The organism is Synechocystis sp. PCC 6803 substr. PCC-P, assembly GCF_000284455.1.
Lineage (GTDB): Bacteria > Cyanobacteriota > Cyanobacteriia > Cyanobacteriales > Microcystaceae > Synechocystis.
Genome location: NC_017039.1, coordinates 3,444,056 through 3,456,151 on the forward strand (window position 1 = coordinate 3,444,056; position 12,096 = coordinate 3,456,151).

Annotated in this window: 11 protein-coding genes; 6 read left to right on the forward strand and 5 right to left on the reverse strand. The window is 45.5% G+C overall.

Annotated elements, in window-relative coordinates; genetic code table 11:
* Positions 1-303: 303 nt before the first annotated feature.
* The 3 genes from SYNPCCP_RS15950 to SYNPCCP_RS17350 all read right to left on the reverse strand — a co-directional run bounded on the left by SYNPCCP_RS15950 (position 304) and on the right by SYNPCCP_RS17350 (position 2,050).
* Positions 304-747 carry a protein-lysine palmitoyltransferase gene (locus SYNPCCP_RS15950; RefSeq protein ID WP_010874247.1) on the reverse strand — a complete coding sequence of 148 codons (444 nt, stop codon included), beginning with the start codon at positions 745-747 and terminating at the stop codon, positions 304-306.
* Between the two features lie 49 nt (positions 748-796).
* Entirely contained in the window at positions 797-1,699 is a 903-nt protein-coding gene (locus tag SYNPCCP_RS15955; protein WP_010874248.1) for a GNAT family N-acetyltransferase, read from the reverse strand.
* 210 nt (positions 1,700-1,909) lie between these two features.
* Positions 1,910-2,050 (reverse strand): hypothetical protein, encoded by a 141-nt coding sequence (locus tag SYNPCCP_RS17350; RefSeq protein WP_158299086.1) that lies wholly within the window; start codon positions 2,048-2,050, stop codon positions 1,910-1,912.
* 517 nt (positions 2,051-2,567) lie between these two features.
* Between SYNPCCP_RS17350 and SYNPCCP_RS15965 the strand changes: the two genes are divergently transcribed.
* From SYNPCCP_RS15965 to SYNPCCP_RS15975, 3 genes are all read left to right on the forward strand, one after another.
* Positions 2,568-4,718, forward strand: a complete 2,151-nt coding sequence (locus tag SYNPCCP_RS15965) for a peptidase domain-containing ABC transporter (protein WP_223211308.1) — start codon at positions 2,568-2,570, stop codon at positions 4,716-4,718.
* 331 nt (positions 4,719-5,049) lie between these two features.
* The gene (locus tag SYNPCCP_RS15970) at positions 5,050-5,751 is read left to right on the forward strand and encodes a phytol kinase (protein ID WP_010874250.1); all 702 of its coding nucleotides are present in this window, start codon (positions 5,050-5,052) and stop codon (positions 5,749-5,751) included.
* 48 nt (positions 5,752-5,799) lie between these two features.
* The gene (locus tag SYNPCCP_RS15975; protein ID WP_014407165.1) at positions 5,800-7,014 is read left to right on the forward strand and encodes a M20 family metallopeptidase; all 1,215 of its coding nucleotides are present in this window, start codon (positions 5,800-5,802) and stop codon (positions 7,012-7,014) included.
* On the opposite strand, the gene SYNPCCP_RS15980 is transcribed toward SYNPCCP_RS15975, so the two are convergent.
* Together SYNPCCP_RS15980 and SYNPCCP_RS15985 are read right to left on the reverse strand one after the other, a co-directional pair.
* Positions 7,011-8,633: an iron uptake porin gene (locus SYNPCCP_RS15980; RefSeq protein ID WP_020861914.1), complete on the reverse strand. Its 1,623-nt coding sequence runs from the start codon at positions 8,631-8,633 to the stop codon at positions 7,011-7,013. The two genes, SYNPCCP_RS15975 and SYNPCCP_RS15980, sit on opposite strands and share 4 nt — an antisense overlap.
* A 193-nt stretch (positions 8,634-8,826) precedes the next feature.
* Complete coding sequence (locus SYNPCCP_RS15985; RefSeq protein WP_010874253.1) at positions 8,827-9,543, reverse strand: histidine phosphatase family protein; 717 nt, start codon at positions 9,541-9,543, stop codon at positions 8,827-8,829.
* A 504-nt stretch (positions 9,544-10,047) separates the two neighbouring features.
* Here SYNPCCP_RS15985 and SYNPCCP_RS15990 point away from each other — a divergent pair.
* The 3 genes from SYNPCCP_RS15990 to murG all read left to right on the forward strand — a co-directional run bounded on the left by SYNPCCP_RS15990 (position 10,048) and on the right by murG (position 11,986).
* Entirely contained in the window at positions 10,048-10,521 is a 474-nt protein-coding gene (locus tag SYNPCCP_RS15990; protein WP_010874254.1) for a photosystem I reaction center protein subunit XI, read from the forward strand.
* Between the two features lie 90 nt (positions 10,522-10,611).
* Positions 10,612-10,734: a photosystem I reaction center subunit VIII gene (locus SYNPCCP_RS15995; protein WP_010874255.1), complete on the forward strand. Its 123-nt coding sequence runs from the start codon at positions 10,612-10,614 to the stop codon at positions 10,732-10,734.
* Positions 10,735-10,918: 184 nt separating this feature from the next.
* Positions 10,919-11,986 (forward strand): undecaprenyldiphospho-muramoylpentapeptide beta-N-acetylglucosaminyltransferase, encoded by a 1,068-nt coding sequence (murG, locus tag SYNPCCP_RS16000; RefSeq protein ID WP_020861913.1) that lies wholly within the window; start codon positions 10,919-10,921, stop codon positions 11,984-11,986.
* The last annotated feature ends 110 nt before the right edge of the window (positions 11,987-12,096 follow it).

Sequence of the window (12,096 nt, forward strand, 5' to 3'; positions counted from 1 at the left end):
AAACTAAACTTTAATCAGATAAAGTTTTAGCCAGATACAGTGATGCTTAATTTTTACTCAATAACCCTAACACATAAAACAGTAAAAAATGAGGTAAATGTTATGGGGATTACATTTGCACAACGAATTCTATTCTGATATCATGAAATCGCAACAATTTGGTAAATCATTCTGCTTCAGAACGTGTTTAAAAAACACCCAATATTGAGGGAGTTAGGGGATAAATAAAATTTTTAAACAGATTTTTAGTTGTGTTCTCAATCGAATAACTGTAAAATAATCTTTGTTTCTTAGATTATGCTTTTAGCAATAATAAGTTGCTACCCGTAGGACTTTTTTCCCATCTTTATCTAGCCTTAAACCTTTGACTATTTTATTGGGAAAGATATTGTTTTTCAGATCATGGACAATTTGTTTGGCATGACCAAAGGGTGCAATGAAGTAAAGAACATAAATGTTTTCTCCCGAGTTTCTCTCTTCGACACTTAAATTAATATCATTTTCAATAAGTTCTTTTTCTACTTGATCATTAATAAAAGCCCAACAAGCAAAGCCAATTGGCTTATTATCTTTAACTGTCCGATAGATTCGATATTGATTCAGGTAGATAGAGGGCAAAAGGTAATTTATAATAAAACTAACAGGATACTTGGCAAAGTTCTGTGAAGCCCCCATTAAAAATACAATTTCGCCCAGTATTTTTAGAGCGTTTTCATTGATAGCAACTGTATATTTATCAGCAGTCATTAACTGTTATCGAATAAAAAACTAAAATCATATTATGCAATATTTGTAGTCATGTTAAAAGTTTAGAAGCCCGCCACGCATATTTAAGATTGTCGAGATGGGGAGCAAGACGACGCTCAACAAAATTAACCATAGGATAGTTATCAATGTCGACTCGACAGGTTGCTTTAGGAGCATCTGGCGCAGTTTTAATTTGAATATTCATAGCCGTAGCAAGCATGATCAAACTTCGGCTGAGGGGCTGAAGAGCTGGATCGACAAACATCTGGGTGTAGCGAATGGTATCGGGGGCGATGCGATGGGTAAGCATCCAGCCAACAACTTCATCTTTGTAACGCAGGCCTAAGCTGTTGAGGGATTCTAACTTATGACTTTCCACAAAGGGATTAAATTTTTTAATGAGCGGATTGGCTTCCATTGTGTTTTTAATTGCTTCTGCATCTGCTTCGGTGAGGCTCGACCAAGGGAAAAGCGAAAACTGAGCAGGAAGCTTTGCTGATAACTTGTCGAAATTTTTCAAAAGACTGGCATTTTTTAACTTCCCCATATTTCCGTAGCAGATCAATGCCGTTTTTGCTGGTTTTTCCCAATTACAGCTTGCAAGCATTTGTTCGATAAATACCTTATTGGGATTATCGAGGTAACCTAAGGACACTTTTTCGCAACCACGATGTATTAGTTCATTTTCCAGCGATCGCAGTAGCGCAGCACCGATTCCCCGTTGACGATATTCGGGAATGACAAACAGTGAACAAATCTCGGCAACCTTTTTTTCCTCGCAGATAGCATCTTTAGCCAGAACAAGACCAACGGGATAGCTTTCAATTTCCAGACCGAAAGCTATCCAAGAATTATCCTCTGAGATATGCAGCAGATGAGACTGATAGGCTGGGTAGGTTAATTCTTTAAAATTTACAGCCGAAACACTGTCCAATTGAATTGGTTCATACATGGAAAATCAGCTCAAAAAGTTTTAGCTATAGTCACAATATGGACGGGAAAACATTTGCAAATATCATCCCTGACTATAAATCTAAAGAATCCAAATCCCCCCAAATAGGGGGAACTTAAAGTGGCAGTTAAATTTCATAAACAGCTTCTAAATCAAGCTTAGATAAAAGTAGGCACTAGAGTCCTAATTGATTTAGAGGTGTTACAAAGACTAATTTTTAATAAATGCGTTGAACAACATAGAACCGCCACAAACTACCTCTAACTCAGCGTCAGAGAGTTCGCGGTACTTGGGAGCAGAAGACTGGGATTTTGTTTCTTGACGTTGCACAGACTTTTCAACTTTAGACATGGGAGTATTCCTCAAAAATGTTTGACTAGTGAAATGAAGTTTGTCCATCCACATCAAAAGGCTTGATCAATAAAGTCAGCCTTATCGAACTAAATTGTTTAAAACAATTTCCTACGCGTTTTTAATGGCAGAGTCAGGTAACTTCACATTGTCACCACAGATTATAGCGATGCCACCACAAACAACCTCTAATTGAGCATCAGAGAGTTCACGGTACTTGGGAGCGGTGGACTGGGATTTTGTCTCTTGGACTTGTACGGACTTTTCAACTTTAGACATGAAATTTTCCTCGTATGGCACTAGTTAAATAACTAATCTTTGTACCATAACAGACGCAAATTAATATAAGATTAAATTAAGGTTAAATTAAAATTAAGTTTTCATTATTTTTTGTTTACCTGCATTATTGATAGAATGCGCTAACAATAAAAATTGTAGTTGTATCAACTACTACATTTGATTTGAGATGGTATCGCTTAAGCAAAATTTACTTGGTGTAAAAAATCGCATTACTTGCATGGCTAAATATCAATGGGTTCAACAACAGAGTGGTGAGGACTGTGCGGCGGCAAGTTTGGCGATCATTGCAAAGCATCACGGACGCAATATCAGAATTAATCGAATTAGGGCGCTGGTGGGGACTCGCCAAGGGGGAACCACTTTACTCGGGCTTAAGTATGGGGCGCAGGAACTGGGCTTTATAACCTCAGCCATCCAAGCAGAACCGGAAATTCTCGACGAATTGGATGAGTGGGCTTTACCGGCAATTATTTTTTGGAAGGGATATCATTTCGTTGTTTTGTACGGGCAGGAAAAAGATAAATACGTCATTGCAGATCCGGCGATCGGGGTTCGTTATTTAGACCGCCAAGAGGTAATTAAGGGGTGGCAAGGGGGCATGATGCTCCTATTAGAGCCAGATCCCAAAGGATTTATTTCTCAACTTGATGAAGATCCTGTTCATCCCGTTGATAATCTGCTCAAACGACTGTGGGAATATCGAGAAATTTTTGGCAAATTATTTCCCCTGAATTTGGCCGTCGGTATTTTTTCCTTATCTACACCCTTATTACTTAAATTTTTAACGGATAGCGTTCTGACTAAATCAGATACCCAAAAATTAACCTGGGTTGCCATTGGCGTTATTTTGATTACAGTGGTTAATGCTATTTGTTCATTTTTACAATCCAATCTCGTTGCCTCCTTTGCGGAAGAATTGCAAAAAGGTCTCAAGCTAGAATTTGGCCTGCAAATCTTGAATTTGCCCATTACCTACCATGAAGCCCGTCGCAGTGGTACGGCAATTCGTCGTCTTTCCGATATTCAACGGATTAATTTATTAGTTTCTCAGTTAGTTATTGATCTCCCCATCAAGACATTTATTGGTCTTGTGGCCCTTGGTTTTATCGTCTTTTATAGTTGGCAGTTAGCGGCAATCGTGGCGGCGATCGGGGGCATTATGACCTTATCAACCATTGCTTTTCAGCCCATTGTCCGCCAGACAACCTATCGTTCCATCACTATGGCGGGGGAAAATGCTGGACTCCTGGCTGAATCATTTAATGGAGCCTTGGCCACCAAAACAACGGCGGCTTCTCCCCAATTATGGCTAGAAATTCAACATCGCTTGCAACGGGAATTTAAGCTTAATTACCGCACTGCTCAAATTCGCATTATCAACAATACTTTTTCGCAATTAATGGCGGGGATAGGCACAGTAATTATGCTGTGGTATGGCAGTGTTTTGGTTTTTGGCAATCAACTCAGCATCGGTCAACTTATCGCTATCTATGGTCTGCAACAAAGTTTTTTACTTTTGATTACAACTTTAGTGCAGTTTTTTACCGATTTCACCCAAGTTAAAGCTATCACTCGACTCCTGGCGGAGTTATTTGAGTACGAACCAGAAAATCAAGGGGATGATCTCAAAGACCCCATTGAAATTTCTCCCCAGGACGACATTGATTGTCAAAACATTAGTTTTTATTATCCCGGTCGAGTCAAGTTGATAGAAGATTTGTCCGTTACCATCCCCGGCGGCAAAGTTGTCGGCCTTATCGGAAAATCAGGCTGTGGGAAAAGTACCTTAGCAAAAATTTTAACCGGTCTTTATTCAGTGCAAGCTGGGGAAATTAACATTGGGAACCATAGTCTCGGGGATTTTTCCTTGATCTGCCTACGAAAACAGGTAGTGTTAGTTTCCCAAGATGCTTTTTTCTTCCATCGTTCCATTATTGACAATTTCCGTTTAAGCTCACCAGATATTACTTTGGAGCAAGTTATATCAGCTTGCCAAATCGCCCAAGCCCATGAATTTGTTAGTCAATTTCCAGAGCAATATGAAACAATTCTCGGTGCGGTGGCGGCAAATATTTCCGGAGGACAAAAACAACGCTTGGCGATCGCCAGGGCAATTGTAAACGATCCAGCGGTTTTGATTCTAGATGAGTCAACAGCTAATCTTGATCCGGTGACGGAAGCTGAAGTACTCAATAGTTTGCTGACCAAGCGCCAAGGAAAAACAACGATTTTAATTAGCCATCGTCCTAAGGTTATCAATTGTGCAGATTGGATTATATTTTTAGAATCGGGAAAGGTTAAATTTAGCAATACAATAAAAAAATTTCGTTCTGAATTTGGAAATGCCTCTGATTTTTTATCCCCTTAAACAAGATATAAAAGCATTATCAATTCTACTTTACGAGATTTTATTTGCTATCAAAATAGTATTAAAATCAAGAAAATTACCACATTATCCCAAGATCACTGGACATTAAAGATCGGCGGCGAAGTCAAAATTTATCATAAAAATGTATTAACTTATAATATTGCAGCAAATTTTCTGATTAATCTCTCAACAACCTCCGACTGGAGACTAACGAAGAGGCGGATACGTAGGCATTGATCGCCGATCAACTATATCTTTGAGGGTATGATTAGTGGGATTGTCATCAAACTAAGGTACTGTCACCGAGGTTATAACTATTGTTTTTTTCCTAATGGGCATTGAGCAAAATAATCCTATGGCTTTGCCCCTCTGGATTGCGGTGGGGCTGGCGGCGACCTACCTAGGGGCTGTGGTGTTAACCGCGGAACTGCTTAACCGCCTTTCCCTCAGTCCGGCGGAGGTAACTCGTAAAATTGTCCACATCGGAGCGGGGCAAGTGGTGCTGATTGCTTGGTGGTTGAGTATTCCTGGTTGGGTGGGGGCGATCGCCGGGGTTTTTGCCGCTGGCATTGCAGTGCTCTCCTATCGTTTGCCGATTTTGCCCAGCTTAGAAAGTGTTGGCCGCCACAGTTACGGCACTTTGTTTTACGCCCTTAGCATTGGTCTATTGGTGGGGGGATTTTTCTCCCTTGGACTGCCGATATTTGCGGCGATCGGTATTTTAGTCATGGCCTGGGGCGATGGACTGGCGGCCCTGGTGGGACAAAGGTGGGGGCGTCACCGCTACCAAGTCTTTGGTTTCCGCAAAAGTTGGGAGGGCACTCTCACCATGGTGTTGGCCAGTTTTTTGGTCACGGTTGTATTTCTTAGTTACACCTTCGGCTTCACAGTTATTGTCCTTGTTGTGGCTGGGACGGTGGCGATCGCCAGTGCTGGACTGGAGAGCTTTTCCCGCTGGGGCATTGATAACTTAACTGTTCCCCTGGGCAGTGCTTTGATTGCTTGGGCTGGTAGCTATCTTTGGTTGGGATAGTCCCTGGGGTAAATGGTTAAAATGCAAATACCATCCTGCTTTTCCACCATGGTTTTTACCCTTCCCCAGCCAACTAATTTACCCAGCACTAATGTCCGTTTGCCTATCCAAGCACTACACGGTCAATTGATCCAATGGCGACGGCAGTTTCACCAATACCCGGAATTGGGCTTCCAAGAGCAGTTAACGGCGGCCCACATTGCCGAAACCCTGACTAAATTAGAAATTCCCCACACCCCAGGCATTGCCAAAACCGGGATTATGGCGACGGTTGACAGCGGTAAGCCGGGACCTGTGCTGGCCATCCGAGCCGATATGGATGCTCTGCCGGTAACGGAAGAAAATGAAGTAGATTACCGTTCCCTCCACCCCGGTAAAATGCACGCCTGTGGCCACGACGGTCACACGGCGATCGCCTTAGGCACCGCGCAATATTTAGCGGCCCATCGGGATAGTTTTCGGGGCCAGGTAAAATTCTTTTTTCAGCCAGCGGAGGAAGGCCCTGGTGGTGCCAAGCCCATGATTGAAGCGGGGGTGCTGGAAAATCCGGCGGTGGATGCCATTGTCGGTTTACATTTGTGGAATGACCTACCTGTGGGCACGGTGGGCATCAAGCCGGGGCCAGTAATGGCGGCGGTGGAACACTTTGAATGTCAACTGTTCGGCCAAGGAGGCCACGGAGCCATGCCCCACCAAACCGTGGATACCCTGGTGATCAGTGCCCAAATTGTCATGGCTTTGCAAGGTATTGTGGCCCGCAATTTAAATCCCCTCCAGTCTGCTGTGGTTACTGTGGGACAGTTGCAGTCCGGCACTGCTTTTAACGTCATCCCCGACAGCGCCTATTTCCGGGGCACAGTGCGCTACTTTGACCCCAGTTTTGCTGGTTATTTTGCCCAACGCATTGAGGAAATTATCAAGGGCATTTGCCAGAGTCACGGGGCTAATTACCAATTTACCTACGAAAATATTTATCCCCCCGTGGTTAACGATCGCCGTTTGGCGGATTTGGTGCGATCGGCGGCGGCGGATGTATTACTCACCGATGACCATCTCCAACCGGATTACCAAACCCTAGCAGGGGAAGATATGTCATTTTTTCTCCAGGCAGTGCCAGGTTGTTACTTCTTCCTAGGGTCTGCCAATGGGGATCTTGGTTTGGCCTATCCCCACCACCATCCCCGCTTCAATTTTGACGAGGCTGTGTTGCCAGTGGGGGTAGAGCTATTTGTCCGTTGCGTGGAAAGGTTCTGCAATGCCTAGAAGCTGAAGGTGGTACGAATTACCCCCATTACCAGGGTGCCATTGGCGTTGTTGTAGTCCGCATTGGGTACCACCACAATACCGGGGGTAATGGAAAGATTGTCACTCACTGCCCACTGGAAAAAGCCTTCTAGGTGCAAGGAACTGTCAATGTCAGTGGTGGCAATGTCATCGGGGAAGACAATGGAACTACTGCTCACCCAGGGTTGCATACCCACAATAATCCCCGCCATATTCCCTTCCTTGATAATGTCGGGGAAAGCCAGGGTCACAGCCCAATTCCAAATATCTAAACTTCCTCTACCAATGCTGGCATCCGCCAGATCTATAGATTTGAGGGTGCGGGCCTTAGTAAGGCCTCCCCAACCCCCTAGGACAAAATGGTCGCTCAACTGCCAAGAAAAAGCGGCCCCATAGGCGTTGTGGGAAGTTTTGGCCGCTTCCCCAAAGGTGGTTTCCGTAAAGTAGCGAAAATTAGAGCGTTGGCTACCGGTGCTAGTGTCCAAGGTGTTATAGCCATAGCTATAGGTTAAAGCTACGGTCAGATTATCGCTGAAATCATAGTTTACCTGGGCGATCGTGCCAAAACTGCCGTTAAATAATCCTTCTCCCTGGGAAGGATCATTGCCAGCGGGGGCCAGGTAACCAAGGCTAAGTTGTAATTTATCCCAGGTGCCCTGGAGGGCCGCCCCGGTACCTTCCCCCAAGAAATAGATCGGGCTACGGGTGCCAAAGGTAGTCAATGCTCCAAAGGCTCCATCCCCGTCTAAAACATTGACTGTATTGGTGAAATCGTCGAAAGCGCCCCCGGCCCCCATGGCCCACAGACGAATATTTTCCGTGGCAGGAAAAGTATAGTACAAAACACTATTGCTGAGGTTGCCATCTTCCGGTTCCGTTGCCCCTAACACTGGCTGGAAAGTACCGGCAATGGGGCCATAGTCTTCTAAATTGCCACTGGATAGGCGAATGAACAGATCGTCATCTCCCCGAAAGCTAGTATTGAGCTCCAAACGGGTGCGGTAACCCAAGGTGGTGTTTCTGGTAATTGATTCAGTGCCATTATTTTTGTCGCCGCTGACAATGCCACTCAGGGCCGTCACCACCTGTCCACTTAATTTGGTGGTGGTGGAAAATTGATGGTCTTCCAGGTAAGCTGTGCGGACTTCCAAATTATCAACCCGGGCCCCCAGGGCGGCCAATTCCCCCTGAAACTCCTGGGCTAAGCGCTTCAACTTATCAACGTCTTCCCGTAAAACCGCTACGTTCTCCTGGATTAACCGCTCCATGACGTTCATGCAGGCATTTAGTCCCGCAGCAAATTCCCAACGGGATAGGGCTCCATCGCCGCGAAAAGTGCGGTCAGGATAACCAACAATGCAACCGTAGCGCTCCACTAAACTTTTGAGTGCTTCGTAGGCCCAGGCGGTGGGCTGCACATCCCTAAGCTCCGACACGGAAGTGATCTGTCCCATGGGGTTGGAGTCCATCTCTTCCACGGATTGACCGAACTGCAAAGGTTCAATTTTGCCCCCTGGTTCGGCTAAAGCTTCCCCCCCTCCCCCGGCGATCGCCATCAGGGCACCCAAACCCCACACTAGTGACAGTTTTCTTAACATAGGAGTCCTCACACCCTAGGAATTAGCCAACAAATTATCGAGAATATAGGCAACAGCCAAGGGAAAAACAATGCCCTTCCTCCCCATGGCCATCACGGGCAAACTTCTAAATAATGATAATCATTATCATAGCATGGGCTTTTCTGGAATTTTTTAGATAGATGGTTTCACCAAGCCGATTACTTCCTAATCCTTACTGGCCAAGCTCTAACCACTCTTCCGCCCGTACATTAGCCACCAACGTAAACTGATCACCACCTAGGGGCTTAACCACATAGGCCATGCCCTGGGGATCGGGATAAATTCCAGTTGCCGCCTCAAATAGATCGTCATGGCCAACAACAACATTATTAGTTCCAGGGGCAGGAATTTCGGTTAAAAATGGCATTAACAACGCTTTCATTTGGGCAATTTGTTCTGGGCTATAGTCTTCCGCTTTGGGAAAATTAAGGTCGCCATTTTTTTCGTATCGTCCAAAGGCTAAATCCGCTGTTTGCCAGGCTCGACAATATTGACTGGAAAAAACTTTGTCGTAGGGAATGGCGTATTTTTTGAATGCTTCACCGATCGCCTTGGCCTGTTGCCAACCGACCTCGCTTAAAGTCCTTTGGGTGGCGCAGTTACCCATTTCCGCTGTGACTTGGTCAGCATAATCCTTTTCTGTTTGGCCATGGCGAATGTAAATGACATACCCTCCCTGACGTAATGCTTCTAGCAAATCTTTCTTATTTAACTTGTCCTGAAAATCACGGTTAGCCTGTTCTCCTGGGGTCATTTCTTGCGCCGCAACCTTGGCTAGCTCTAGGTTTAGACCGCTAATTAAGCTGGGATTATTGGGGGAAAAGGAAACTTCCATGGATTGCACCCACAACATAACCCCAAATAATAGCAACCGGTTAGCCCATTTCATCAGCAAGCTCCTTAATAAAAATAATTTTCATTTAATCCCGGCAATTATCCTAGGGCTAAATAGGAGTTACTGTCAATAGACGAAAAAATGAACGGGTGAAATGCCCCTAGCAACCGAAGGCTTCAGTCCGCACCTTTTGAAGATTGACCAACGGCGATCGGACAACTTCAGGCAGGCAGGGGGCATTATTTGAATATTGCAAACATCGTCTTTTGCTCTATGGTTTTAATTTGCCCAGACCATGAAAAGCGAACTGGGGCAGATTGAAGAGGATTATAAAAAGAGAAAAAATTTGGCTCGTGGGGAAAATTCCATCCAAAGAAAGCCTCCAAAGTAGAGATCCCAGGCGGAAAAGCCGCTGTTGAGTGGAGGTCAATAAAACTTAATGAATTTTTTTAAAGCTAAAAGCCATTTTCCTCGCAAAACGTCCCCCCGTGCGTAAAATGGGGACTAAAGTTTTGTCACGTCCCTGACGAAATTCTTTAATAGGAGAACTCAATACCAATGGCTGAATCTAACCAAGTTGTACAAGCCTATAACGGCGATCCTTTTGTGGGGCATCTTTCCACCCCCATTTCCGACTCCGCTTTCACCCGCACTTTTATCGGCAATTTGCCCGCCTATCGCAAAGGCCTTTCCCCCATCCTCAGAGGTTTGGAAGTGGGCATGGCCCACGGTTACTTCTTGATTGGCCCCTGGACCCTGCTGGGCCCGCTGCGGGATTCTGAGTACCAGTACATTGGTGGTCTGATCGGAGCTTTGGCTTTGATCCTGGTGGCTACCGCTGCTCTTAGTAGCTATGGACTGGTTACCTTCCAAGGGGAACAGGGTTCCGGCGACACTCTGCAAACAGCCGATGGTTGGAGCCAATTTGCTGCTGGCTTTTTTGTGGGTGGCATGGGAGGTGCCTTTGTGGCTTACTTCCTGTTGGAAAACCTCAGCGTTGTGGATGGGATTTTCCGGGGTCTATTTAACTAAATAACCTTATAACCTTTAAACTGTTTCAATTTTGCCGTTGCCACGACGGCCTGAGCTTACAATCATCCAATTAATAAGGAGTATTAACTAATGGACGGTTCCTACGCTGCATCTTACCTGCCTTGGATTTTGATTCCTATGGTGGGTTGGTTATTTCCCGCTGTGACCATGGGGTTGCTTTTCATTCACATTGAGAGTGAAGGCGAAGGTTAGGCTGGAAAGGTTTGAAGACTAATGGTCTTTTAATTGAAAATGTCTAACCATCTTTGGGTGGGTCAGGATTCCTCCGTTATGCGGGGGATTGGACATTTTGATTTGTTACTCCGCCAGCGGGTGGGGTATTTTTTTTGTGGGCTTATCAAAGGCTTGTGTAGTTTTTAACGGATATTTGGGCAAGATGACTGAACCGATTCGTTTACTAATTGCCGCCAGTGGCACGGGGGGGCATCTTTTTCCGGCTTTGGCCCTGGCCCAGCAGTTGCCGGACTATGAAATTATCTGGTTGGGGGTGCCCGATCGCCTGGAGACGACCTTGGTACCCCGGCAATATCCTTTGCAAACGATCCCGGTGGAAGGTTTCCAGGGACGGCCCAGCTTAAAAACAATCAAGATTGGCTGGAATTTATTACGGTCAGTATTCACGGTTAGAAAACTGATTAAGAGCAAAAAAATTAATGCTGTGGCGACCACAGGGGGTTATATTGCCGCTCCGGCCATTGTGGCAGCTAAATTATGCAACATTCCGGTAATTTTCCACGAATCTAACTTTATTCCCGGTAAAGTAACCACTTGGTTGGGCCGTTGGTGCGACACAGTGGCGATCGGTTTCCGGGGCACAGCCAAATATCTGCCCAATTGTGCAACGGTTTGGATTAGCACCCCCGTGCGGGAGCAATTTCGTCAGCCCCAGTCTTTGGATTTGCCCATTCCCCCAAACAGAAGCTTAATTGTGGTGGCAGGAGGTTCTCAGGGAGCAGTGACAGTCAATCAACAAGTTCGTAGTTGTGTGCCTGCTTGGGTAAATGCGGGGGCCTTTATTGTCCATTTGACCGGCAAGAACGATCCGGAAGCGGCCACCTTTAGCCATGACCATTATTTATCCCTGGAATTTTTCGATAATATGGCGGCCCTGTTGCAAAAGGCGGATTTAGCCATTAGCAGAGCCGGAGCGGGCACCCTAACCGAATTGGCTGTCACCCAGACCCCCTCCATTTTAATTCCCTATCCCTTTGCGGCGGAAAATCATCAGATGTATAACGCCCAGGTGTTTGTTGATGCCGGGGCCGCCCTAATGTTTGCCCAAAAATCCCTGACGGCGGAACAGTTGGAACAAGCTGGGCTAGACCTGCTCCAGAGTCCAGAAAATTTGGCTACCATGGCCAAAGCTGCTGGCACATTGGCTGACCTCGATAGTGCAGAACAGTTAGCGGCGATCGTCCGGGCATCAGTGGAAAAATCCCGCTGACATTGACCCAGCCTGCTGCAACGTAGTCACTGGGTTCATCCAAAAGACTGTTGTAAAATCCAACCTAATTTTCCCCAAGCTTGGGGGAAACTCGGGAAAGGTTTCCTAGT